We start from the raw sequence: 780 nt of genomic DNA, 5'->3' as shown, positions 1-780 counted from the left end.
CTCTAACCAACTGAGCTACAACCGCGCGGTTCGGCGGGGGTAAGCGCTCCAAGCGCCGCGGTCAAGCGGAAAATGCCGCCTTGCCACAGCGCCCCCGCACACCCAGTCTGACGCAGAGTGCGGGGGACAGAGATGACGGCCCTCGATCTTGACGAAACGCAGGCGCGGGATCCGCGCCCGTCAAATCCTTGCCAGTCTTGTCTCCCTGCCGCCCGGACCCGCGCCCTGCACCCCGCCGCCCGCCCCGACGGCGCCCCGCCCCATCGGCGCGGAACCGGAACCGCCGGAACAGGAGGCGGCCCAGACGCTGATCTGAGCCGAACAGGGGTTTCCTTCTTCGCCGACCGCGCGGCCGTTGATCTGGTGGCCGACGCGTTGCTCGAAGATTGCGACGGCGGCGCGCGCTCGGATACGAACCTCGTCAACCTGCACCCGAGCTATCAGATGCTGCGGCGTTGCTACGAGAACCGCAGCACCCGAGATGAGCTTTTCGACAGCGAGACCGTGACCATCATCGAAAGCGTGATGACCCCTTTTCCCGGCCTGACGCCAGCCGACGAGAACGTCCAGACGCTGCTGAGCGACAGCGCAAAACGGTGGAAAGCGGGATAGCCGGCAGTCTCGAACCCCTAACAAATCGTGAAACCGTCCCCGTAAACCATTGATATTGCAAGATCTGAAAAATGTCCCACGATGAGACATCCGCAAAACGACAAAGGCCCCCGCCGAAGCGGGGGCCTCTTGTCGGGGCAGCGGTGGCGCGGTTGACGGGGCTCGAAC

At 64.7% G+C, this 780-nt stretch carries 1 protein-coding gene; it reads left to right on the top strand.

Going from position 1 to position 780, the window contains the following annotated elements; translation table 11 throughout:
• Positions 1-132 precede the first annotated feature (132 nt).
• Complete coding sequence (locus tag ARC39_RS25115; protein ID WP_068119625.1) at positions 133-612, top strand: hypothetical protein; 480 nt, start codon at positions 133-135, stop codon at positions 610-612.
• Positions 613-780 lie beyond the last annotated feature (168 nt).

Origin of the sequence: Tropicimonas marinistellae, from assembly GCF_001509585.1 — a bacterium.
Taxonomy (GTDB): domain Bacteria; phylum Pseudomonadota; class Alphaproteobacteria; order Rhodobacterales; family Rhodobacteraceae; genus Tropicimonas; species Tropicimonas marinistellae.
Note: the sequence above shows the minus strand (reverse complement) of the source record. Positions and strands in the feature narration are given on the sequence as shown.

Coding starts and splice junctions, on each gene's coding strand:
- ARC39_RS25115 (WP_068119625.1), top strand. CDS start 133: ATGACGGCCCTCGATCTTGACGAAACGCAGGCGCGGGATCCGCGCCCG.